This window comes from Photobacterium sp. TLY01 (assembly GCF_021432065.1).
GTDB lineage: Bacteria > Pseudomonadota > Gammaproteobacteria > Enterobacterales > Vibrionaceae > Photobacterium > Photobacterium halotolerans_A.
In genome coordinates, this window is the sequence record NZ_CP090364.1 from 1,990,284 (window position 1) to 2,013,169 (window position 22,886).

19 protein-coding genes are annotated in these 22,886 nt (G+C 51.5%); 8 read left to right on the forward strand and 11 right to left on the reverse strand.

All coding sequences use genetic code 11. The annotated features are described in order from the left end of the window. Positions 1 to 78: 78 nt before the first annotated feature. The 3 genes from LN341_RS09520 (at position 79) to LN341_RS09530 (ending at position 3,959) form a co-directional block, all read left to right on the forward strand. Positions 79 to 1,761 (forward strand): aspartate:alanine antiporter, encoded by a 1,683-nt coding sequence (locus tag LN341_RS09520; RefSeq protein ID WP_046219719.1) that lies wholly within the window; start codon positions 79 to 81, stop codon positions 1,759 to 1,761. Positions 1,762 to 1,935: 174 nt separating this feature from the next. Beyond that, complete coding sequence (locus tag LN341_RS09525; protein ID WP_027253340.1) at positions 1,936 to 2,610, forward strand: response regulator; 675 nt, start codon at positions 1,936 to 1,938, stop codon at positions 2,608 to 2,610. Further along, entirely contained in the window at positions 2,607 to 3,959 is a 1,353-nt protein-coding gene (locus LN341_RS09530) for an ATP-binding protein (RefSeq protein WP_234203166.1), read from the forward strand. Before LN341_RS09525 ends, LN341_RS09530 begins: the two co-directional genes overlap by 4 nt. A 96-nt stretch (positions 3,960 to 4,055) precedes the next feature. On the opposite strand, the gene fabV is transcribed toward LN341_RS09530, so the two are convergent. From fabV to LN341_RS09550, 4 genes are all read right to left on the reverse strand, one after another. Beyond that, positions 4,056 to 5,258 carry an enoyl-ACP reductase FabV gene (gene fabV / locus LN341_RS09535; RefSeq protein WP_046219717.1) on the reverse strand — a complete coding sequence of 401 codons (1,203 nt, stop codon included), beginning with the start codon at positions 5,256 to 5,258 and terminating at the stop codon, positions 4,056 to 4,058. Positions 5,259 to 5,547: 289 nt separating this feature from the next. After that, on the reverse strand, positions 5,548 to 7,821 hold the full coding sequence (locus tag LN341_RS09540; protein WP_046219716.1) for an acyl-CoA dehydrogenase: 2,274 nt from the start codon (positions 7,819 to 7,821) through the stop codon (positions 5,548 to 5,550). Between the two features lie 68 nt (positions 7,822 to 7,889). After that, positions 7,890 to 8,561 (reverse strand): TetR/AcrR family transcriptional regulator, encoded by a 672-nt coding sequence (locus LN341_RS09545; RefSeq protein WP_046219715.1) that lies wholly within the window; start codon positions 8,559 to 8,561, stop codon positions 7,890 to 7,892. 580 nt (positions 8,562 to 9,141) lie between these two features. Next, positions 9,142 to 9,987: an SDR family oxidoreductase gene (locus LN341_RS09550; protein WP_234203167.1), complete on the reverse strand. Its 846-nt coding sequence runs from the start codon at positions 9,985 to 9,987 to the stop codon at positions 9,142 to 9,144. Positions 9,988 to 10,300: 313 nt separating this feature from the next. Between LN341_RS09550 and LN341_RS09555 the strand changes: the two genes are divergently transcribed. Both LN341_RS09555 and pyk read left to right on the forward strand, forming a co-directional pair. Then, on the forward strand, positions 10,301 to 11,155 hold the full coding sequence (locus tag LN341_RS09555; protein ID WP_046219713.1) for a MurR/RpiR family transcriptional regulator: 855 nt from the start codon (positions 10,301 to 10,303) through the stop codon (positions 11,153 to 11,155). A 281-nt stretch (positions 11,156 to 11,436) separates the two neighbouring features. Continuing rightward, a complete protein-coding gene (gene pyk, locus LN341_RS09560) occupies positions 11,437 to 12,882 on the forward strand; it encodes a pyruvate kinase (protein ID WP_046219712.1) in 1,446 nt (481 codons plus the stop codon). Between the two features lie 169 nt (positions 12,883 to 13,051). On the opposite strand, the gene rimJ is transcribed toward pyk, so the two are convergent. Further along, positions 13,052 to 13,636, reverse strand: a complete 585-nt coding sequence (rimJ, locus tag LN341_RS09565; RefSeq protein WP_082095685.1) for a ribosomal protein S5-alanine N-acetyltransferase — start codon at positions 13,634 to 13,636, stop codon at positions 13,052 to 13,054. Between the two features lie 104 nt (positions 13,637 to 13,740). On the opposite strand from rimJ, the gene LN341_RS09570 reads away from it, so the two are divergent. After that, positions 13,741 to 14,244, forward strand: coding sequence for a methylated-DNA--[protein]-cysteine S-methyltransferase (locus tag LN341_RS09570; RefSeq protein WP_234203168.1), 504 nt, complete (start codon positions 13,741 to 13,743; stop codon positions 14,242 to 14,244). A 26-nt stretch (positions 14,245 to 14,270) separates the two neighbouring features. On the opposite strand, the gene tyrR is transcribed toward LN341_RS09570, so the two are convergent. From tyrR to pspA, 6 genes are all read right to left on the reverse strand, one after another. Further along, positions 14,271 to 15,806, reverse strand: coding sequence for a transcriptional regulator TyrR (gene tyrR / locus LN341_RS09575; RefSeq protein WP_046219709.1), 1,536 nt, complete (start codon positions 15,804 to 15,806; stop codon positions 14,271 to 14,273). Positions 15,807 to 16,020: 214 nt separating this feature from the next. After that, positions 16,021 to 17,058 carry a YcjF family protein gene (locus LN341_RS09580; RefSeq protein ID WP_234203169.1) on the reverse strand — a complete coding sequence of 346 codons (1,038 nt, stop codon included), beginning with the start codon at positions 17,056 to 17,058 and terminating at the stop codon, positions 16,021 to 16,023. After that, positions 17,055 to 18,452: a YcjX family protein gene (locus LN341_RS09585; protein WP_234203170.1), complete on the reverse strand. Its 1,398-nt coding sequence runs from the start codon at positions 18,450 to 18,452 to the stop codon at positions 17,055 to 17,057. The genes LN341_RS09580 and LN341_RS09585 overlap by 4 nt, the downstream gene beginning before the upstream one ends. An 83-nt stretch (positions 18,453 to 18,535) precedes the next feature. Then, entirely contained in the window at positions 18,536 to 18,922 is a 387-nt protein-coding gene (pspC, locus tag LN341_RS09590; RefSeq protein WP_027253353.1) for an envelope stress response membrane protein PspC, read from the reverse strand. After that, positions 18,919 to 19,149, reverse strand: coding sequence for an envelope stress response membrane protein PspB (gene pspB / locus LN341_RS09595; protein ID WP_046219706.1), 231 nt, complete (start codon positions 19,147 to 19,149; stop codon positions 18,919 to 18,921). Before pspB ends, pspC begins: the two co-directional genes overlap by 4 nt. Positions 19,150 to 19,170: 21 nt before the next feature. Next, entirely contained in the window at positions 19,171 to 19,836 is a 666-nt protein-coding gene (pspA, locus tag LN341_RS09600) for a phage shock protein PspA (RefSeq protein ID WP_234203171.1), read from the reverse strand. Between the two features lie 283 nt (positions 19,837 to 20,119). On the opposite strand from pspA, the gene pspF reads away from it, so the two are divergent. After that, positions 20,120 to 21,142, forward strand: coding sequence for a phage shock protein operon transcriptional activator (gene pspF / locus LN341_RS09605; protein WP_234203172.1), 1,023 nt, complete (start codon positions 20,120 to 20,122; stop codon positions 21,140 to 21,142). Positions 21,143 to 21,263: 121 nt separating this feature from the next. Further along, a complete protein-coding gene (gene sapA / locus LN341_RS09610; RefSeq protein WP_046219703.1) occupies positions 21,264 to 22,883 on the forward strand; it encodes an ABC transporter substrate-binding protein SapA in 1,620 nt (539 codons plus the stop codon). Positions 22,884 to 22,886 lie beyond the last annotated feature (3 nt).

The following is a 22,886-nucleotide window of genomic DNA, read 5'->3' on the forward strand; positions in this document are numbered from 1 at the left end:
GTATCGCATCACTGGAGATTAAGATAAAATTCCGACTTACATCTTTAGTATATTGCGCTGACTTCGGAAAAATTTGTTGTGAACATCGACGTTGCTGACCTGCTTCGCCAGAATGATATTCTGCTCCTCTTCGTAGTTCTTGCTGTGGGTCTTACGGTCGGAAAACTTCGTATTGCCAAGTTGCAGATTGGTAACTCCATTGGTGTACTCCTGACTGCGCTTCTTTTTGGGAACGCTGGTTTTACCTTTGACGCTGAAGCCCTCAATATTGGCTTTATGCTTTTCATTTTCTGCGTGGGCATTCAGGCTGGACCGAACTTCTTTGGTATCTTCTTCCGGGACGGTAAACATTATCTCCTGCTGGCCTTAGTGGTGCTGCTGTCGGCCATCACGATCACACTGACCATGTCGCACTATCTGAATCTGGATTTGGGTCTGGCGACCGGTCTTATGGCTGGCTCTCTGACCGCGACACCGGTTCTGGTCGGTGCAAAAGACGCCTTGAGTGGCGGCTTATCCAACCTGTCTGACCCCATGATAGTGCAGGATCTGATTGACAGTCTGAGTGTGGGATATGCCATGTCGTATCTGATTGGCCTGATCAGCCTGATACTGCTTGCGAAACTCATGCCCAAGCTACAAAAGCAAGATCTGGCTGAATCCTCACAACAGATTGCAAAAGAGCGTGGCATAGGAAGCGTCTCACAACGCAAAGTGTACTTACCCATCATACGGGCCTACCGTGTCGGACCTGAACTGATTGACTGGATTGATGGTCGTAACCTGCGTGAACTGGGCATCTACCGTCAGACGGGGTGCTACATTGAACGTATTCGCCGCCATGGCATTCTCGCCAACCCGGATGGTGATGCCATTCTGCAAGAAGGCGACGAGATTGCCTTAGTGGGTTACCCCGACAGCCACGCACGCCTTGACCCCAGTTTCCGCAACGGAAAAGAAGTGTTTGACCGCGATTTACTCGACCTGCGAATCGTCGAGGAAGAGATCGTGGTCAAGAACGACAACATTGCCGGTAAGCGCTTATCCGAACTGAATCTGGCGGAGTATGGCTGCTTTCTCAACCGTGTGGTACGTGCGCAGATTGAAATGCCAATGGACCACAGTACCCTGCTCAATAAAGGCGACATCCTCCAGGTCAGCGGTGAGAAAAGCCGGGTACTGGGGCTGGCCGAGCGCATTGGCTTTATCTCAATCCACAGCCAGATAGCCGACCTGCTTGCTTTTTGCTGCTTCTTTATCATGGGACTGCTGTTCGGTTCCATTACCATGACTTTCGGCCAGATTACCTTTGGTCTGGGTAATGCCGCAGGTCTGTTGCTCGCCGGAATCTCACTGGGTTTCCTGCGGGCCAATCACCCGACCTTCGGTTATGTCCCGCAAGGTGCACTCAATATGGCCAAAGATCTTGGTTTGATGGTGTTTATGGTGGGTATCGGCCTGAGCGCCGGTTCTAACCTGTTTGAATCGATTACGCAAATTGGTCCGAGCGTCTTTTTAGTCAGCATGATGGTGAGCGTGATCCCTGTCATGCTTGCCTACCTGTTCGGTGCTTACATTCTGAACATGAACCGTGCACTGCTGTTTGGTGCCATTATCGGTGCGCGTACCTGTGCGCCGGCGATGGACATGATCAATGAGCATGCCCGCAGTACCATACCCGCGCTGGGTTATGCCGGGACATACGCCATCGCGAACGTTCTGCTCACAATCGCTGGTACGCTAATTATCATTCTCAGCTGATGCTCTCCTAAGGCTGACCCTGGCATTTAGCAGAGTCAGCCATGATTCAGATGACAGATGGTATCATCTCTCACAATTAACCGGTGAAAATTGTACCCGCCAGCTCCCTTTGTTATAAAGCGTGCTTTCTGGTATTTGCAACTCTATTCCACAGCTTCAGGTAACTTTATTATGATGCGCATCCTGATAGTCGAAGACGATCCGATTCTGTGCCACCATCTGAAAACGCAGCTCAGTGAGCTGGGTAACCAAGTTCAGTGTGCCAATACGGCCGAAGAAGGCCTGTTCTATGCTGATAACTACCCCAATGATGTCGCCATCGTCGACATAGGCCTACCCGACCGTGACGGGATCTCCCTGATTCGTGAAATCCGGGATAAAGGCTTACGACTGCCGATTCTGATTCTGACAGCACGGTCAAACTGGCAGGATAAAGTCACAGGGCTGGAAGCCGGTGCCGATGATTATCTGGTTAAGCCTTTCCAGAGAGAAGAGCTGGTTGCGCGTCTGAGTGCGCTGGTTCGGCGCAGTGCAGGATTCATCAAACCTGAGATGACGGCCGGAGAAATCCGTGTTGATCTGCTGGCGAAACAAGTTTTTGTCAGTGAAAGTCTGCTTGACCTGACCGCTTTTGAGTACGAACTGCTGGAATATCTGATGCGCCACAGCCGCCAGGTGGTTTCCAAACAGCGACTGCTGGACGTCTTGTATGAAGATCAGGAAGGTGATCCCAATACCATTGAGGTGATGATCAGCCGGCTGCGCAAAAAAATCAGCCAGACAGGACAGGACAACCCCATTTCGACGATACGTGGTCAGGGATACATCTTTGAGCTGACCGCGCAATGAATCTGGCAATACTCCCGCGTTTACGCCATCGGGTAATGATCACATCCATCGCGATCATTGCCCTGATTACCTCGGCTCTGGCCTGGGTCATCAATGAACTCTACAGCCAAAGCTACATGGCTGCCTACTCCACCGATCTGGTTGCGCAGATGCCTTTGGTCGTCGCTCAGCTGAACCGGGCCGGATTGATCAAAGACGTTGATAAATGGATTGATTCTCTCGATCCTTCCGCGACGGATTACATGTCGGTGCTTTGCGATCTCAATGACAATACGATGTGGCTGTCAAATGAAGCAAAGGCTGCGGGACTGACAGGCATTTGCAGCAGCCTGCCGGATTCGATGCAGACACCCACACTGGTGAAGGCTGATAACACAAAAAGCTATATCGCTTACGATATCAGCCGGGATCGCGAAAATGGCAATGCTTACCAACTGGTGGTCCTGCGCTCAGGCACGGCCTATGAACAGTCTCTGAGCCGGCTGCACAACCGGACCGCACTCTATCTCGGTTTGTTTGTATTGATCGCCGTTGCCTTTCTCATCGCCGCCTTTCACTGGAGTTTTCAGCCGCTCCGTAAACTGGCCACTCAGCTCAATCAGGTCACGGATGCAAAGCGCGAACAGCTGGACAGTGACTTTCCGACCGAATTACAGGACGTGACACAGTCACTCAATCGCCTGATCAGGATCAGCAACGACAAGACCGCACGCTATCGCCACGCGATGGACGATCTGGCCCATAGCCTGAAAACCCGCCTTGCTGCCGCCAATGCCTTGCTGGATGATCATTCCCTGCCCCGCTGCGATCTCAATCACCGCATGCTGGAGCAAATCAGCCAGATGGACGATCTGGTTCAGTACCAGTTGAAACGCGCCTTAATGGGGCAACAAGGCCTGCAGAAAGACAAAACCCTGCTCAATCCTGTGGTCGAAAGCTTTGAACGGATGCTGAAAAAGATTTACAGCACCAAACAGGTCACCCTGAAACGCCAGTACAGTACCGGTTTGAACCTCCCGCTTAACCGCACCGATTTAATGGAACTGCTGGGCAACCTGCTTGAAAATGCATTCAGGTTCTGTATCAGTGAAATTCGGCTGAGTGCTGCCAGGCAGCAGGGAAAGCTGGTCATTCGTATTGAAGATGATGGACCCGGTGTCAGTGATGACATGCGAGAAGCCATCTTTCAACGGGGGATCAGAGCCGATCAGCGCAATCCGGGACAAGGGATTGGCCTGTCTGTGTGCCACGATATCGTCTCCTGTTACGGTGGCCGTATCTACGTAGAAAAAGCCAGTATTGAAGGGGCAGCCTTCGTGATTGAGCTGCCGGATGACAAGAACAACTGACACGCTTGAATCAATGCGCTGGCTCAGTGAGATATGTGAACCAGCAAGTATAAAAAAACCGCCGATATCGGCGGTTTTTTTATTACAGCAGCAGGATCAGACATCCTGAACGTCAAATTCAACGACAGGATTAACATCTGCATCATAGTCCACGCCGTTCAGGCCAAAGCCAAACAGTTTCATGAACTCGTCTTTGTACATCTGATAATCCGTCACTTCGAACAGATTCTCATTGGTCACCTGTGGCCACAGCGTTGTGCAATGCTCCTGGATATCGTCACGCAATTCCCAGTCATCCAGACGCAGGCGGTTGTCGCTGTCAAGCTCCGTGGCTGAGCCATCAGCTTTATACAGGCGCTGTGAGAACATGCGGAAGATTTGCTCCATGCAGCCCTCGTGCACACCTTCTTCACGCATTTTCTTGAAGACCATCGCAATATACAGCGGCATCACAGGGATCGCTGCACTGGCCTGCGTCACCACACTCTTGAGCACGGCCACATTTGCCGTCCCCTTGATATCAGCCAGTTTATTACTCAGCTCGCTGGCAGCGCGGTCCAGGTCCATTTTGGCTTTACCCAGTGCGCCATGCCAGTAGATTGGCCAGGTAATTTCGGTGCCAATGTAGCTGTATGCAACCGTCTTACAACCTTCTGCCAGCACACCGGCATCGGCCAGCGCATTGATCCACAGTTCCCAGTCCTGGCCGCCCATGACTTTGACTGTATCTTCAATTTCCTGCTCGGTAGCAGGCTCAATGCTCGCTTCAATCAGGACATCTTTGTTGGTATCAACGGCTGTCGCTGTGTAGGTCTCGCCCATCGGCTTGAGGCTGGAGCGAACCAGTTCACCTGAATCCGGCATTTTACGCACTGGAGAAGCCAGTGAGTAAACCACCATGTCAATCTGACCCAGATCTTCTTTGATCAGCTCAATCACTTTCTGCTTCATTTCATGCGAGAAAGCATCACCGTTCAGGCTCTTGGAATACAGGCCTTCTGCTTTCGCGAATTTGTCAAACGCCGCAGAATTATACCAGCCCGCTGAACCCGGCTTTTTCTCTGTGCCTTGCTTTTCCAGGAACACACCGATAGTCGCCGCGCCGGAGCCAAATGCTGCCGCGATACGAGAAGCCAGACCGTAGCCTGTGGAAGAGCCAACCACCAATACACGCTTAGGGCCATTTTCCAGCTTAGGCTGAGACTTGGTGTATTCGATTTGCTCTTTGACGTTTGCTTCACAACCCACAGGGTGAGTCGTTGTACAAATGAATCCACGAATTTTTGGTTTGATGATCATTTCGTTTTCTTCCTTTGTTCTGTTGCCCGTAGGATAAAAGGTTAGTCACTAATTCGCATCAGTTTTATGTTCGAAATCGCTAAAATCGACCAGTGGTTGGAGGTGTTAAGGCAGATTCTTTGATATTGAGCCATGAGTTGCTGAAGAAAACAGCAGCCAAAGGCAGCAAGGATAAGGCTTCAAAACCCGAACCATTTCAGGATAGCTGAGCGAATGAAAAAAATGCCGCGCAAATGCGCGGCATATTCAACCACCAGGTTTATTCTTCATTAAGCAATATCATTGCTTATCAGGCGGCTTTCCCTGGCTGTAAGGCGCCCTTTTTAAACGCTTCGGGTGCGAAGCTGTCCACTTGTATCGCACGCGATCTCAACTGATCAGCATTATGCACTTTCTCAACCTCAGCTTCTGTGATTACTCCCGCATCCAGGGCAATCTGTAGTTTTTCAGCCAGCGGGGCCTTGCGGGGCACAGTGCCAGCTTTCACCGCTTTGGCTAATTTACGCTCAATATCGCGCACACCATACATGGCAACGAAAGCGCGCTCCATGATCGCCACAGGATCATTGTCTTGCTCACCGATATAACAGTTGGTTGTCAGACGGTCACGCGCAACCCCTGGGGTCATCAGCAGTTTGGAAATCGCCAGTTTCAGCTCATCTTTCGGCGCTTCGTAGTGAATACCCAGCGGGAAAGTCAGTGTACGCAGTACCCGGCCAACCCCTTTGCGCGGGAAGTTGTTGAAGACTTCATCAAACGCAACACCGCACTTGTTCAGACAGTGCTGTAACGCGTAATGAACCAGAGGCAGATCTTCTTGCTGACGGCCTTCCATTTCATAACGCTTCAGCACAGCAGATGCCAGATACAGATGGCTTAATACATCTCCCAAACGCGCAGACACCATTTCACGGCGTTTCAGTTCACCACCCAGCGACAGCATAGAGAAGTCAGCTGCCACCGCCAGAGCACGGCTCATGCGCGACAGATGGCGATAATAATACGCGGTTTCACCCGATACCGGTGTCCGGTTGAGCTTGGAGCCTGTGAAAGCATTCAGCAAGGCTTTGCTGACATTACCCACCGCAAAACCAATGTGTTTGAACAGCAGTTGGTCGAAGTCTTTCGCTGCCTGATCAGCATCCGGATTTGCCGCGGCTTCCATCTCTTTCAGTACATAAGGATGACAACGGGTGGCACCCTGACCAAAGATCATCAGGTTACGGGTCAGAATGTTCGCCCCTTCCACCGTGATCGCGACAGGCATACCAATATACTGGTTCGCCAGATAATTCATCGGACCGGCCTGAATACCCCGTCCGGCATGAATATCCATGGCGTCGTTGAGGATAGTCCGGGCAATTTCCGTCATGTGGTACTTGGCAATTGCCGTCACTATGCCCGGTTTTTCTTTCATATCCAGCGAAGTGGTTGTCAGGGTACGGGCCGCCTCCAGCATGTAGGTCATGCCGCCAATGCGTCCCAGTGCTTCTGCCACCCCTTCAAAGTGACCAATTGACATACCAAACTGCTTACGCACATAAGAATAAGCACCGGTGCTGCGTGATGTCAGATGGCCGATCGCAGTGCCCAGTGCTGGCAGTGAGATACCACGGCCTGCAGACAGACATTCCACCAGCATACGCCAGCCACGTCCAACATAGTCCTGGCCACCGATCACCCAGTCCATCGGAATAAACACATCTTTACCACGGGTCGGACCATTCATGAACGCACCACCCAGCGGATCATGACGCTCACCAATTTCCACACCTTCATGGCTGGTTGGAATCAGAGCACAGGTAATGCCAATGTCTTTCTGATCGCCAATCAGACCTTGTGGGTCGCGCAGTTTAAAGGCCAGACCCAGCACAGTCGCAACAGGTGCCAGAGTAATATATCGCTTGTTCCAGCTGACACGGATACCCAGCACTTCCTTACCTTCATGCTCGCCATAGCAGACTTCACCCATATCCGGGATACCGCCTGCATCAGAGCCCGCCTCCGGGCCGGTCAGTGCAAAGCACGGGATATCTGTACCGTCAGCCAGACGAGGCAACCAGTAATTCTTCTGGGCTTCTGTACCATAGTGGCTCAGCAGCTCACCCGGGCCCAATGAGTTAGGGACCATGACAGACACGGCGGCGCTTTGGCTTCGGGTAGCAATGCGCGTCACAATGGTTGAGTTGGCATGTGCCGAGAACTCACGACCGCCGTACTCTTTACCAATGATCAATGAGAAGAATTTTTCTTTTCGCAGATACTCCCAGACCGCAGGAGGCAAATCGCGATCTTCACGGACAATTTGATTGTCATCCAGCATTTTCAGCAGAGTTTCAAGCTCATTGTCAATAAAAGACTGTTCGTCGTCACTCAGCTTCGGCTTCGGGTAATTCAGCAATGTATTCCAGTCTGGCTTGCCGGCGAAAAGCTGACCGTCCCACCAGACACTACCGGCTTCCATGGCTTCCCTTTCGGTATCTGACAGTGGCGGCAGCACTTTCTTAAATACCTTGAAAGCAGGATCACTGATGTAGCGTTGTCTCAGACTTTTATTACTCATGGGTCACGTCCTTTTGTCTTTCTGCCACGTCTTGGCGAGAGTTAACTGTTATCGTTTTTTTGTAGGGTTCAGTACGAGTTCTCGGTCGCTGCTGATACTGGCGCCGGCATGTCTATTGGCGCTGCAACACCCGCAGCAAGATACGGCACCATGCGATCAATCAGATCAGCCGTCGACACAGTGCACTTGAAATCATTTTCAGCAATTTCCCGCAGTGCGGTACTTGATGCCATCGTAAAAACAGACGCCCCTAGGGTGAAATGCAAACGCCAGAACAGGGTCTCCGGATCCAATGATGGATTGGCACGGCAAACTGCTTTCGTAAACAGGTTCAGCACCGGGCTATAACGCGTGACGATAAACCAGCGCAAGTGACCCTGAACGTCGGTATAACCACGACCAATCAGAGACATAAAGATGGTGGCGCCACCAGCACGGAAATTGCCCAGTTTCAGCAAAGGTTGCTTGGTACAACGGAAGACATCTTCCATGCTGAAATCATCGCGGGTCAGCAGCACTTCCAGCTCCTGCTGAAGCGCTGGCATAAATTCTTCCAGGTAGCGACTCAGCACTGCCCGGATAAGCGTTTTCTTATCACCATAGTGATAGTTCACAGAGGCCAGGTTGACTCCCGCTTTGCTGGTGATTGTTCGCAGTGACGTTTCTTTGAAACCATGTTCTGCAAACAAGAGTTCAGCGGCGTCCAGAATGCGGCTTTTTGTATCAGCTTTGACTACCATGTTAAGTCACCCGTATTAAACACATGTTTAAACTCTACACCTTGCTAACAGATTTAACAAGTGATGAACAGTATTGAAATGTAGAAGAAAAGAAAAAAATACAAATAATGCGAAGTGAGATGGGAACCAAGGCTAAATACCGGAGTCATACATAGTGCCACTGCTTTTTCTTAGAAGATTTTCTTCAAAGCCCGTTTTCATCTGGAAACGGGTTTTCTTTCATTTCCGCCCCATGACAAATAACTTGTCACTGCAGTGTCAACTGGTGTGCAGTTGTTTAAAAAAATCGTTACCTTTTGCCTTATAGATATCAATCGGTTAAAAAAAATCGAAAAAAAAGCGCGACGAAATCGGAACTAAGCGAAGTGCGCTCGGTCATAACTAGTGACATTAAGATTATCGAAGTGATTGATAACCGGCCGCCAATGAATGGTTCACTGAACAGCTTTAATCGACAATGCCACTGCTGCTAAACTCCTAATTGTGTTAAGGATTTATTCCTCCCGCTGACTTTTCAGCGGGATTTTTTTTGCCTGCAGGCCTCAAAGCTGATTCTAGTGCAGAACGGTTGGATGCTGCTTCAGAGTTCAGGCGCCAAAGCCATCAGATCCCCATAGCGCCAGTTCAGCCCCAAGATCTGAACCGTTGCAGATGCATTTACCCATTTCCCCTGCTCACCGCCCGGCTGAAACTCAGGCAGCGCGAGTCCTGCCAAACGGGCCATTTCCCGATAGTACACTTGCCTGCTGGGATGTTGTGGCGCCGATAAATGCAAGGTCGTTTTTGCCGGCCAACGCGCTATGATTGCTTCAACGGCAAAAATGACATCGTCCAGATGCACCAGATTGACAGGTGCTCCGCCATTGGTAATGCCTTGCCGACCAGCCAGAAACTTCACCGGATGCCGTTCGGGACCAATCAGACCCGCTAAACGCAATACCACAAGCTCATCGCCCCATACCTGGCGGAGTTGCTGCTCCAGTTCAACGTGCACGCGGCCGGATTCGGTTACAGGGTCAGGTATGGTCAGCTCGGTAATTTCCCCTTCCATATCTCCGTAAACCGAGGTGGTGCTGATAAAAATCAACCGCTGGCAACCGGCCGCTTTGGCTGCCTCTGATAATGAGATAATTTTTGCGCGATATTCATCCGCTGACGTTGTTTGTCTCCCGGGCGGTACATTCAGAACCATGACATCTGCCGTCAGAAATGCATTCAGCGCTGCTGAATGTCCTTCTTTTTGTAATGGCAAGCTGACCACCGCACCTTTGATGCCCTGCTTCTCCAAGCCATCAACACCCTCTTGGGTCTGCTTTGAGCCGAATGTTTCATAACCGGCTTGCTGCAGGTGCTTTGCCAAAGGTAAACCCAGCCAGCCGCAACCACAGATACTGACCCGCTTTGCTTTTTCCATTATTTTCTTCATGACTATATCCCTTGAAACTTATTCGTTGTATTTTTGTTGTACATTTAATTCAAACTGTAAATTAATTCCGAGCCTTGAAAATAAATAACACAAAGCAGCTGAATACTCGGCAATTCATTCGTTTTTCCCCTTTAAAATCATTTCAAAACTGAAAGGGAAAGTAGATCGTGATCAAACTATAATAAAAAGGAAAAGTGATTTTCAGAGATTTGCTAGGAGGCATGAAAAGAAAAGTAGTATAGTTTCATCATATTTGGCAGCGTCGCAACGATCTCGCCTATTCTGAAATTCAGCAACGAATCGCGGTTATCGTATGAATACCCTTGAAAAAATCCAAAACAATTTAGAAAACTTTAGTAAGTCTGAGCGTAAGGTTGCTGAAGTTATCATTGCTTCCCCGCAAACCGCCATTCACTCGAGCATTGCTACTCTGGCTAAAATGGCCGATGTCAGCGAACCAACGGTCAACCGTTTCTGCCGACGCCTTGATACCAAAGGCTTCCCGGATTTTAAACTCCATCTTGCGCAAAGCCTGGCGAACGGGACGCCCTATGTCAACCGTAACGTTGAAGAAGACGACAGCGCAGAAGCTTACACAGCAAAAATCTTCGAGTCTACAATGGCTTGCCTGGATGTCGCGAAAAGCAGTCTCGACCCGATGCAAGTGAACAGAGCCGTCGACCTGCTGACTCAGGCGAAACGCATTTCCTTCTTTGGCCTGGGGGCATCCGCCTCGGTGGCCCATGATGCGATGAATAAATTCTTCCGCTTCAACATTCCAATCGTCTGCTTTGACGACGTGGTGATGCAGCGTATGAGTGTGATCAACTGCACTGACAATGATGTTGTGGTGCTGATTTCTCACACCGGCCGTACCAAAAATCTGGTCGAGATTGCTGAGATGGCACGTGAAAACGGAGCAACTGTCATTGGTATTACCGCCAAAGACTCACCGCTGGATCGCGAATGCTCCCTGTCTATCTGCCTGGATGTGCCAGAAGATACCGACATCTACATGCCGATGGCCAGCCGCGTGGTCCAGATGACTGTGATTGATGTGCTCGCAACCGGCTTTACGTTGCGTCGTGGTCCGGGGTTCAGAGAGAACCTGAAACGTGTGAAAGAGACGATCAAAGATTCACGCATCGCAAAAGAAGGGTTATTTTAAACGCGCATGGGTTTAAGATTCCCGGAATGAAAAACATCAAAGCATGGCAATATGACCATGCTTTTTTATGCCTTCAGTATTCCCTCAGCGTTTAAAACGGACAATAATAGCCGCTTAGGTGAGAATGAAAACGACCAACACGGATGACAAAATCGTCAATTCATTGTCCTATGTCGCCTTTTTACGACAAGCACCTGTAATATAATTACAGATAATGCTAACACTATATACCCAAGTTAGAACCCATCCCATCGTATCCTTTCGACTATATGGAGAGCTTCATGTCTCAAAGGTTAAGACGTACCAAAATCGTAACGACTCTCGGCCCTGCTACCGATCGCGACAACAACCTCGAAGCCATTATTGCGGCCGGCGCCAACGTGGTACGCATGAACTTTTCGCACGGCAGCCCTGACGATCACATTCAGCGCACCAAACAAGTCCGTGAAATCGCAGCCAGACTTGGCCGCCACGTCGCTATCCTTGGCGACCTGCAAGGCCCGAAAATCCGAATTTCTACATTTAAAGACAGCAAAATCAAGCTGGCGATAGGAGACTCTTTCACCCTCGACAGCGACTTGCCGAAAGGTGAAGGCAATCAGCAGGCGGTTGGTCTGGACTATAAAGAATTGCCGAAAGATGTCAGCCCTGGCGACTTGCTGCTGCTTGATGATGGCCGCGTGCAGCTTGAAGTGACCCATGTTGAAGGCAACAAAGTCCACACGAAAGTAACGGTTGGCGGCCCGTTATCCAATAATAAAGGTATCAACAAAAAAGGCGGCGGTCTGTCTGCCGAAGCCCTGACGGAAAAAGACAAAGCCGATATCATCACGGCAGCGGCCATGAATGTGGATTATCTGGCGGTTTCATTTCCCCGCAACGGCGAAGACATGCACTATGCGCGCCGCCTGGCGACCGATGCCGGCCTGAATGCCCGCCTGGTCGCTAAAGTGGAGCGTGCAGAAGCCGTTGCCAGCGAAGAAGCCATGGACGATATTATTATGGCCTCAGATGCTGTGATGGTGGCCCGTGGGGATCTGGGTGTGGAAATTGGTGACCCGGAACTGATTGGCGTTCAGAAGAAACTGATCCGCCGTGCCCGCAGCCTGAACCGCACCGTTATCACGGCCACTCAGATGATGGAATCTATGATCACCAGCCCGATGCCAACCCGTGCTGAGGTCATGGATGTGGCGAACGCCGTCCTCGACGGTACGGATGCAGTCATGCTTTCTGCTGAGACAGCAGCAGGTGATTATCCGATTGAGACCGTCAAAGCGATGGCCAGCGTGTGCCTGGGTGCAGAGAAAGAACACAGCGTGAACGTGTCTTCTCACCGCATGGACCGCACCTTTGATACCCCGGAAGAAACCATTGCGATGTCCACCATGTATGCCGCCAACCACATGGTCGGCGTGACGGCCATGATCACACTGACTGAATCCGGTCGTACACCGCTGATGATGTCGCGTATTTCATCCGGCCTGCCCATCTTTGCGTTGTCTCGCAATGAGCAGACACTCAATCGTGCTGCACTGTATCGTGGGGTCACCCCTGTGTATTTCGACCGTGCCGGTGATGCGGGTCTGGATGTTGCCAAACATGCAATTCACGATCTGAAAGAGCTGAATCTGTTGAAATCCGGCGACTTGGTGATTATCACCCAAGGTGACATCATGGACACTGTCGGCAGCACCAACAACATGCGTATCCTGACAGTCGACTGATACATCAGCGTGACGCACTGAAACGGCGACGCACTAAAACGAAAAAAGCTTGCGGTCCTGAGCATACAGTAACCGCAAGCTTTTTTATTTTCGCTTGACCAGCCCCACCAAGCGTCAATACCCGAGAGCAACTCAGCCTCTTTGACGCACCGCCTGTGACCAAAAACCGTTACTGCGACGGTTGAGACCAGTCCGGGTTAATCCGGGCCGTCAGGATATGATCTTCCCAGCGCCCATTGATCAACAGGTACTCACGGGCAACCCCTTCCTGTTCAAAACCTGCCGATTTCAGAACGGCTGCACTGCGCTTGTTGCGGGGTATGTAAGCTGCCATCACCCGATGAAATTGCTGCACATCGAACATCCAGCGTATCGCGGCATTGAGCGCCCGCCGCATGATGCCTTTACCCTGACATTTTTCATCGAGCGAATAACCCACATGGCAGGCGTAAAAAGGGTGACGCACCAGGTTACTGAAATTAATGACACCACAGACTTCTTCAGAGCCTTCAGTGAAGATAACAAAATAATACGCCAATTGGTGTTTATGAAGTTCTGCCAGTTGGGTCAAACGGCGCTCCCAGCCTTCCACAGTAAAGAAAGCCGGATCCCGGAGCGGTTCCCAGGGCTGAAGAAACTGTTTATTGCGCTGATAATAGGACGCAATTTGACGCGCATCTTTATTTGTCACCAGACGCACTGTCAGTCCATCAACTTTCAATGTTGATGAACGCTGCATGATTGAATGAAACAAGCTGACCTCTGCATACTATACTTTCACTTTAGCGCTACCGGCATGAGGTGCCCCCCTGTGCCTGACTAAAGGTAGCCGTTAAAACTCTCTGACCGGTGAAGGCAATGATGTACTACGACCTGATCAACACTGAGCTTGGTCTGATTTATCTGCAAGCCGACAATCAGGGGCTCAAACTGCTCACCATTGCCAGTGGCGGTTATCAGCCTCCCCCCTGCTGGATTCATGACCCGAAAAAATTGCAAGCGTACACCCTTCAGCTTCAGCAATACCTCGAAGGCCAGCGTCAGCAATTTTCACTGCCCTTAGCGCCCGATGGGACCGCCTTTCAGCATCAGGTCTGGCAAGCGATTCAGGCCATCCCTTACGGTGAAACACGCACTTGCCAGGAACTGGCTGCCCAGCTCGGTAACAAACACGCTCACCAGGCTGTGGCACTGGCAAAGAATGTGAATCCTATTCCGATCCTCATCCCCTGCCATCGCGTGCTCTGCCAAAATCCGAGGATCAGCTGTCGGTTCGGGCTGGATTTAATCAACCTTTTACGTGCGTTAGAACAAGGCCACATCCAGCCCCAACTCCAGCCACTCAGTGGTCACCCAGTGTGATTCACATGGCACAGGACGGACACAGGTCAGGGTTTGCTGATACCGTATTCCCGTAATTTATTTGCCACCGCGGTATGAGACACCCCTAATCGTTTTGCTAATTTACGCGTAGAAGGGTAACTCCGGTACAGGTTTGTCAGAATACCGGTTTCATAACGCTTCATAATGTCATCCAGTGAGCCATCCAGTGTCTCTTCACTGATCACACTGGCCGATTCATTTTCTGGCAACTGAATATCGTCCACCGTCATTTCAGTGCTTTCAAGTTGCGTCATGGCGCGAAACAGAACATTGCGCAGCTGGCGGATGTTGCCGGGCCATGCATACTGACTCAGCATCTGAGACAGTTTGTCTGACATCACAGGTTTTGCCTGCTGCAGCTCTTGGGCAAACTGAGACACGAAGAGCTCAGCCAGTGGCACAATATCTGCCGCCCGCTCCCGCAACGGCGGAACCACCAGCGAAAGCACATTCAGACGGTAATACAAATCTTCACGAAATTGCCCCGCAGCGACCAGATCCGGCAATCGCTTCTGCGTTGAGCAGATCACCCGGACATCAACCCGCACTTCTTTCTCTTCTCCCACCCGGCGGAAAGTGCCGTCCTGCAGAAAACGTAACAGCTTCACCTGCAAATGAGCGGACATCTCGCCAATCTCATACAGGAACACCGTACCACCATTGGCCTGCTCGAAAATACCTTTCTTACCGGGTTCGCCACCGGTTCCGGCGACCCCGAACAGTTCCGTTTCTGCGGCGTTGTCCGGCATGGATACGCAGTTGACCAACAGGAAAGGGTTTTCCCGACGCAGAGAGCGTTGATGGCAGGCTCTGGCCAGCATTTCTTTACCTGTGCCGGTTTCCCCCTGAATCAGCAAAGGTGCATCGAGCAGGGCCAGTTTTTTCGCCTGCGCAATCAAATGGCGGAAACGGGAGGACTGCCCGACCAGGTGTTCAAAGCCATTGTCACCGCTGATCTTGCGCATCGCCAGCGGCATTTTGGCCTCCGACAGGGATTTCAGCAAAATCACCGCACTGGCCAGCACTTCATTATCGGATTCATCGGCCACATAGACCGGCATGACTTCCATCAGATAATCCAGGCCCGACAAGACCACCATTTCGCTATAATGCTTGGCGCTGTCTTTTTCCAGCCAGCGATGGAAGTTGAATCCCAAAACACTGTGGACGGTTTCACCCAGAACAGCTTCTCGGGTTTTGCCTAACAACTGCTCTGCCGGCTGATTAGCCAGATCGATTTTGCCCTGCAGATTCACAGAGAAAAAAGGATCGGGCAGAGCTTCCAGCAGCGCTTTCAACTCTTTATGTTCACGCTCACTTGGCATGAACTGTATTTTACGAACATCCGTCACGCCGTCTAACTGACGGATTTGAAACATCAACTGACGAAATTCTTCAAATTCGATTTCCGGACAATTGAGATAGATAATACCGCTGCGGTCGATTTCGATCCCCCGCAGATCCAGTTCCCGGCTCGCCAGAATATCCAGCAGTTCACGGGTCATCCCAAGCCGATCGACACAAAAGACTTGTAGTCTCATAGGGGTTGCCTTTTCGCTCCAGACAAAACTGTCAACAATTCGTGACACGAAAAGAAGTGTGCGCGGAAGTCGGTGTGTCGTCAAGACGGCAATGCATGAAGGTGAGAGCTATATCGTGATGAAATGGCAGCAGAAAATACTTTTTGTTCCTGAGTGCCGTGAATCGGATAAAAAACGACCAGCGTTTTATGGCTGGTCGTTGTATTTCCGGGTATCAGTCTGCGGGTTTTTCTGCTTTATCACCGCCCAACCGGCTGAGCAAATCACGGCGAATATCGCTCAGCGCTGGCGCTTGATCCGGCTGCCAGGGCAAAGGGCGCATCAGATTGATCGCTTTCAGGCCCAGACGGCCCGTCAACAGGCCCACACCCAGGCCTTGCGCCGCCCTGGCCGACAATCGACCGGCAAGATGCACAGACAAGATATCCATGCTGCTGTCGGTGATCAGCTCGCTGGCACCGGCGATGGCCATATTTTTCAATACCAGCTTGAACAACTGAATCCGCGACCAGTAACCCAGCTCAATGCCATAGACCGCCGCTATTTGATCAATCAGACGAAAATTCCGCCAGGCGACCAGTAAAACATCCGCAAGCGCTAACGGGCTGACCGCGACCATCAGAGCGGCTTCCCGCGCATATTTCACCACCAGCTTTTTGGCCTGTTTGTCCTGCTGACTGAGCACCAGCTGGTCATACATGGCCAACACTTCCGCATCATTGTGCGTGGCCGCCAAAGACGCCTGCCAGCGGCTGTAACCCGGGTTCTCGGCCGAGATCCCGCCTTGCTTGGCCAGCCGGATACAAAACGCTTTCCCCTGCCCGATCCCCTCGGCAGCCAGTAACAGTTCGGCTTGCTCGCGTTCTGTCTGACGATCTTTGAGGCGGCGCAACCTGAGCCATTCCCGGCCAATTACACCAATACCGGTTGCAGCCACCGAGGCCACCAGCACACTCCAGCCCAGCGACAGCCAGTCGCCGCTCTGATAGGCAGTAACAAGATAGTCAACGCTCTGCCACACCGTCAGACCGATGCCGCCCAGCACTAATGTTTTCAGCCAGCGCCGCCGGGAAGACGATTTGCCCAGGGTTTGCTCCAATTGTGCTTCTGCTTGACTGTCTGATTCTTCTTCAGGCGCTGCAGGCAAAAAACTCTCCTGATCGGCAAATTCCAGCCGGCTTTTCAGATCCGGACCTGACGGCTTGGTTTCTTTCTCATCAAATACGATTTTGCTTTGATATGGCTTGGTCATCGCAGCTTATCTCCCAGCAAAAATGATAAGGTTTTATCCATACGAATGTGCGGCAGCGGTTCGTCGCTCTGTTGTGGCAGCGGGCGGAAGCTGACAAAGTCGAAGCCCTGCGCCTGCCAGAAGGCATCATCCGGCAACCTGCGAGGGACTTCGCCGGGAAACACTGTTTGTGCCTGTCCTGACAAGGTGTGCCCCCGCAGTGCCGGCACCTGTTTGCCCTGATGATCCACAAAGCCCGGCTCGGTGGCCTGAATGGCGGCCAGGCTGGTACAGCTCATGTGAATGCCCTCAAAGGAAGCCGTTTGCCAGGCTTCATTAACCATTTGCTGTAACAGACTGACCAGATTCGGATGTTGCTCCGGCGTAATGTGATCAGCCTTGGTCGCCGCAAACAGCACTTTATCGATACGGGGTGAAAACAAGCGGCGCAGCAAGGAGCTTCTGCCGTAATGAAAGCTCTGCATCAGTTGATTAAGTGCATGGCGCATATCATTAAATGATTCACGACCGGCATTGAGTGGCTGCAGGCAATCGACCAGAATGATCTGTCGGTCGAAACGGGAAAAGTGCTCCCGGTAAAAGCCTTTCACTACGTGCTGCTGATAATACTTGTAACGGCGTTTCAGCATGCCGATATTGGTGTCGTCACCTGCTTCGTTTAACTGTGCTTCGGTGTATTTGTCCAGCCACAGAAACGGAAAAAACTGCAACACAGGTGCCCCGGCCAGTTCACCGGGTAAGACAAAGCGTCCCGGCTGAACCCAGTGCAACCCGGCTTCCGCTTTACACTTGAACAAATAATCGGTGAAAGCAGCCGCCAGGCGAGCCAGTGCTTGTTCATCAGCCGGCGCGAAGGGGTCCAGCGTCTCGCCCGCGGCCAGCCAGTCACTGGCCAATTGTTGGCGGCGGCCGGTCATCAAACGGGCCTGCTGTTTTGACCAGACCAGGTAATCCATTTCCAGCAGCGGCAAATCTAACAACCACTCACCGGGATAATCGATGATATCCAGATACAGGGTCGCAGTATCCTGCAGCAGTTTTAACGGACCTTTCTGCGGTTTGAAACGCAGTGCCATACGGATCTGGCTGACATCCCGGGTCGGTTCCGGCCAATGCGGGGGCGATTGCAGTAAAGCCTGCATGCCTTCTTCGTAACCAAAAGCCGGCACGTGCATATCAACCTGCGGGACACGACGGGCCCCGAGCAGATAACCGTCACTGACGGCCGGGAACAGCGGCAGCCGGGGATTGGTACTGACATGCTGCAGCTGATTCACCAGCGAGGTAATAAATGCCGTTTTACCGGCCCGGGACAATCCTGTCACCGCCAGACGCACATGCCTGTCCAGGCCACGGTTTACCAGTTTGTTGAGCTCTTGCCCCAAATGAATCATATCCTGCCCTTTTCGTTGTTATTGGCTGATACGCAACAGAAAAGCAGGCCACCGCCTGCTTTTCGTAACACTTGACCGATCAATTAAAGCTGTTTGAACGCTTTTTCTACATTGAATGCCGATGAGGTGACATAGGCTTCCATGTCGCGGAGCTTGCCTTCCATCTCATCAAATTCATGTTCGATATTATCCAGGAGCTGCGAAGGCGACTGTCCCGACTGCCAGGGTTTCTGTTTCACCGTGTGCTCTTTATAAGCATGCTGCTGAATCTGGCGCTCTTCCGGCATCTTGTCGAGAAACAGACAAGCTGCGATATAAGCCAGCGTCACAAAAAAACCAATCCCCAGCAGAAAGGCAGAGACAGTCAGAATACGCACGACCCAGGCCTCCACCCCGAAGTATTCGGCAATCCCGGCGCAGACCCCGCCCAGCTTCCCGTTCTTCGGATCACGGTATAAGGTTTTCGTCATGGCTTCTGCCTCCAGTGCGGCGCTTCTGCATCGAGTATTTTTTCCAGGGTCACAATGCGCTGCTGCATTTGCTCAGCGCGGACCACCAGCCCTTGTAATTTGTCAGTCTCTTCACCTGACAGCCCCTGCGCCGTCTGACGCTTACTGCGGTAGTGCAAAATCAGCCACAGTGGCGCAACAAACACCAGAAAGACAATCAACGGCCCTACAATGAATCCCATGGACATGCACATTCTCCTTCTGAGACGTTATTCTTTGTCTTTCATACCGGCTTTCAGACGCGCCAGCTCTTTTTCAATGTCATCCTGCGCCTGCAGATCCGCGAATTCCTGCTCCAGGCTTTTGCCCCGGCCTATATTATAGCTGTCTGCTTCCGCTTCCATTTCATCGATCCGGCGTTCGTACTGCTCGAACTTAGACATGGCTTCTTCCACTTTACCGGTATCGAGCTGACGGCGAACTTCACGACGATTGTCAGCCGCCTGATGACGAACGACCAGACTTTGCTGACGGGCGCGGGTTTCCTGCAGCTTACGCTCCAGTTCAGCCACTTCGGTGGCCAGTTTTTCGATGGTCTCATCCACCAGCTTATATTCTTCCTGCAACGTCAGGACGACATCGCTGATTTTTTGTTTTTCAATCAGTGCCGCGCGTGCCAGATCTTCACGATTCTTCTGCAGCGCCAGTGTGGCTTTGTTCTGCCAGTCTTCAGACTGTGACTGCAGACTGTTAATCCGGCGATGCAGCTCTTTTTTATCTGCCATCGCTTTGGCCGAAGAGGTACGGACTTCAACCAGCGTGTCTTCCATTTCCTGAATGATCAGGCGGATCATTTTTTGCGGGTCTTCAGCTTTGTCCAACAGTGAATTCACGTTGGCGTTTACAATGTCCGCAAAGCGAGAAAAAATACCCATGATGTCTCTCCTTTCATGGCTGCAACCACACCTGTCGGGTTGCAAGCATTGTGTTATGTCAATGACCAGATAGCAATCTGCCTGTAACGTTCATTACAAGAGCCGTGCCAACTTTTAAAAAGCCGTAATTTCAGACATTTACCTTTGCAGACACAGATACTCGCTGCTATCTTATAAGTGTTTACACCAAGAGTTGGTGAAATTCACCACACCAGTATTGTGCTTCTCGGCCAACTCGCGCCCGTTGGGCATAATCATTCTCTACACAGAAACGGGTAACCTGATGCAAAAAACAGACAATCTGATCGGTGAATCTGAACCCTTTCTTGCGGCCTTGGATCATGCATCCCGTCTGGCGCCGCTTGAGCGCCCTTTACTGATTCTTGGTGAACGCGGGACAGGCAAAGAGCTGATAGCTCAGCGAATCCACTATCTGTCAAAACGCTGGGACCAGCCCCTGGTGTCGTTAAACTGTGCTGCACTGAGTGAAGGCATCATAGACTCTGAGTTATTCGGCCATGAAGCCGGCGCCTTTACTGGCGCCAAAGGCCGCCACCAGGGCAGGTTCGAGCGGGCGGAAGGCGGCACACTGTTTCTCGATGAACTGGCCACCTCGCCGATGGGGATTCAGGAAAAACTGCTGCGGGTGATTGAATACGGGGAATACGAACGGGTGGGAGGCAGCAAAACCTGTCAGGCCAATGTCCGTTTGATTTGCGCCACCAATGCGGATCTGCCGGCAATGGCTGCAGCAGGTAAGTTCAGAGCCGATCTGCTGGACAGACTGGCCTTCGATATCATCCATCTGCCGCCGCTTCGTGAACGCCAGGAAGACATTTTACCACTGGCTGAATACTATGCCGTGCGCATGTGCCGGGAGATGGGATTTGGCTATTTTGCCGGATTCAGTTCGCAGGCCCAGCGTACTTTGATGACTTATCAATGGCCCGGTAACGTCAGAGAGCTGAAAAATACCGTCGAGCGATCTGTGTTCCGCCAGTCAAATGAAGATCTTCCAATCCAGAATATTGTGCTGGACCCATTTGAGTCCCCCTGGTCGGGTCATGCCCGAAACCAAGAAAACAGCGATACAGAAAGCAATGCTCAGTCAATGAATACCCAGCCTGAGCTACCACTGGATTTGCGTCAGTATCAAACCGAGCAGGAAATTGCGCTCATCAATCATGCCCTGGCACAAGCCAAATACAACCAGCGAAAAGCCGCACAACTGTTGGGATTAAGCTACCATCAACTCAGGGGCTTACTGCGCAAACATCATATGGTCGGCAGTAGCCAGGAAGAATAGAAAAAGGACCTTCGGATAAAAACACACTGGATATTGAAGGAGATACCTTGGTGCTTGGCACGGAAAGTGGTAAATTTAGCCACTTGTTTTTTCTCGACACCATTTAGATAAGAGCGTTGTTATGAACGCCTGTTTCCGATTGCTGCTCACCTGTGCCGGATTGCTGGGTTTGACGGCCTGTTCACAGCCACAACACGATAACACCATTCGCCAATGGGGGTTTATTTATTGTGGTCAGGATACTCCCTGGACCTTTAACCCGCAGTTAACCGATGGCGGACATACCGCAGACAGTCTGGCCGCTCAGGTTTTCGACCGTTTGCTTCAGCTTGATCCGATCAGTCATCTGCCACAACCTGCACTTGCCAGCAGTTGGCGTGTCAGTGAGGACGGGCTTGAGTACACCTTCACGCTCAGAAAAGATGTACGCTTTCAGCAAACCGCGAATTTCACCCCCACCCGGCACTTTAATGCCGAAGACGTGGTCTTCAGCTTTAAGCGGGTCATCGATCCCAAACATCCTTATCATTCTGTCTCTGGGGGACATTATCCCTGGTTTGAAAGCCAGTCATTTGACCAGCTGATTGACAGCATTGATATCCTGGATGCCCACACAGTGAAATTCACGCTTTCGCGGCCCGACAATGCCTTTTTATCAACCCTGTCGAGTTCGTATACGGCCATTCATTCGGCAGAATATGCTGATCAACTGCTGCGGGAAGGGCATCCTGATGACATTGATACCAAACCGGTCGGCACCGGTCCCTTCTATCTGGCTGAATACCATCCGCATGATTTGATCCGGCTGAAACGCCATGCTTTTTACTGGCGTGGCGCACCTTTTATGAATCAGGTGGTGTTTGACATTTCGTCCCGTGGTACCGGCTCACTGGCCAAGCTGCTCAATCATGAGTGTGATGTGCTCTCCTCTCCGGTTGCCAGCCAGTTGCCTGTGATTAAAAGTAACCCGGACTTTGAACTGATCGCCCAGACCGCCATGAACGTTGCTTTTCTGGCCATCAACAATAATGTGCCCGCTTTGCAGGATGTCCGGGTACGTCAGGCGCTCAATCTGGCCATTAACCGCGAAAACCTGCTCGATTCTGTCTACTACGGTACGGGCACCAAAGCCAAAACATTGCTGCCGCCCATGTCCTGGGCGCATGATGACCATCTGGCAGAGGTCAATTATGACCCGGATACAGCCATTGCACTGCTCAAAGAAGCAGGCTATAGCAATAACCTGCACCTGATTCTTGCTGTCCCGATGGAACCCAGACCTTATAACCCAAGCCCACGCAAGACAGCAGAGTTAATTCAGGCTGACTTACGGGCCGTGGGGGTAGATGTGACCTTACTGTTACAGGACAGACCGCTTCGGCCAGGTTCGGTGGCCCAGAAAGGCATCGATCTGACGCTGACCGGCTGGGTGGCAGATAATGGCGATCCGGATAACTTCCTGCGCCCGCTGCTGTCGTGCAGCGCCAAACAGGCTGGCCTGAATGTCGCCAACTGGTGCAACCTTCAGTTTGATAACCTGCTTGAGCTGGCCTCGCGCACCACTCAGCTGGATCAACGGATGGATTACTACCAGTACGCCCAGGAAATCTTGCGCGAAGAAGTGCCGGTTATTCCGCTCGCTCACGGTATCCATTACCAGATCCACCATCAGTCTCTGCACGGACTACATCTGAGTCCGTTCGGGACTCGTTCATTCTCTAATGTGTACCGGAGCGAATAACAG

Coding starts and splice junctions, on each gene's coding strand:
- fabV (WP_046219717.1), bottom strand. CDS start 5,258: ATGATCATCAAACCAAAAATTCGTGGATTCATTTGTACAACGACTCAC.
- pspA (WP_234203171.1), bottom strand. CDS start 19,836: ATGGGTATTTTTTCTCGCTTTGCGGACATTGTAAACGCCAACGTGAAT.
- sapA (WP_046219703.1), top strand. CDS start 21,264: ATGAACGCCTGTTTCCGATTGCTGCTCACCTGTGCCGGATTGCTGGGT.
- LN341_RS09550 (WP_234203167.1), bottom strand. CDS start 9,987: ATGAAGAAAATAATGGAAAAAGCAAAGCGGGTCAGTATCTGTGGTTGC.
- LN341_RS09555 (WP_046219713.1), top strand. CDS start 10,301: ATGAATACCCTTGAAAAAATCCAAAACAATTTAGAAAACTTTAGTAAG.
- pspC (WP_027253353.1), bottom strand. CDS start 18,922: ATGACGAAAACCTTATACCGTGATCCGAAGAACGGGAAGCTGGGCGGG.
- pyk (WP_046219712.1), top strand. CDS start 11,437: ATGTCTCAAAGGTTAAGACGTACCAAAATCGTAACGACTCTCGGCCCT.
- LN341_RS09580 (WP_234203169.1), bottom strand. CDS start 17,058: ATGACCAAGCCATATCAAAGCAAAATCGTATTTGATGAGAAAGAAACC.
- pspB (WP_046219706.1), bottom strand. CDS start 19,149: ATGTCCATGGGATTCATTGTAGGGCCGTTGATTGTCTTTCTGGTGTTT.
- pspF (WP_234203172.1), top strand. CDS start 20,120: ATGCAAAAAACAGACAATCTGATCGGTGAATCTGAACCCTTTCTTGCG.
- tyrR (WP_046219709.1), bottom strand. CDS start 15,806: ATGAGACTACAAGTCTTTTGTGTCGATCGGCTTGGGATGACCCGTGAA.
- LN341_RS09545 (WP_046219715.1), bottom strand. CDS start 8,561: ATGGTAGTCAAAGCTGATACAAAAAGCCGCATTCTGGACGCCGCTGAA.
- LN341_RS09570 (WP_234203168.1), top strand. CDS start 13,741: ATGATGTACTACGACCTGATCAACACTGAGCTTGGTCTGATTTATCTG.
- LN341_RS09530 (WP_234203166.1), top strand. CDS start 2,607: ATGAATCTGGCAATACTCCCGCGTTTACGCCATCGGGTAATGATCACA.
- LN341_RS09540 (WP_046219716.1), bottom strand. CDS start 7,821: ATGAGTAATAAAAGTCTGAGACAACGCTACATCAGTGATCCTGCTTTC.
- LN341_RS09525 (WP_027253340.1), top strand. CDS start 1,936: ATGCGCATCCTGATAGTCGAAGACGATCCGATTCTGTGCCACCATCTG.
- LN341_RS09585 (WP_234203170.1), bottom strand. CDS start 18,452: ATGATTCATTTGGGGCAAGAGCTCAACAAACTGGTAAACCGTGGCCTG.